Genomic DNA, 278 nt, shown 5'->3' with positions numbered 1-278 from the left:
CGACGCTCTTCCGATCTGTTTTCCTGCGCCCCCTCCTGCGGCGGCCGATAACGCGTCAGACGACCGATCGAAGGAAGGAAGTTGCGATAGGGATCCTCGGCATAAAGCCGGCTTTCGATCGCCCAACCGTTCAGCTTCACATCCGCCTGTCCGAAGGACAGTTTTTCACCTGACGCCACACGGATCATCTGTTCTACCAGATCGATGCCGGTAATCAGTTCCGTTACCGGATGTTCCACCTGCAGACGGGTGTTCATTTCGAGAAAATAAAAGTTGCG

1 pseudogene is annotated in these 278 nt (G+C 55.0%); it reads right to left on the bottom strand.

Going from position 1 to position 278, the window contains the following annotated elements:
* Window positions 1-278, bottom strand: a pseudogene (locus tag EN804_RS36925) (acetyl/propionyl-CoA carboxylase subunit alpha); the annotation flags it as partial.

Origin of the sequence: Mesorhizobium sp. M8A.F.Ca.ET.161.01.1.1 (assembly GCF_004792105.1) — a bacterium.
Lineage (GTDB): Bacteria > Pseudomonadota > Alphaproteobacteria > Rhizobiales > Rhizobiaceae > Mesorhizobium.
The sequence above is the reverse complement of the archived record's forward strand: the minus strand, read 5'-3'. Positions and strand labels throughout refer to the sequence as shown.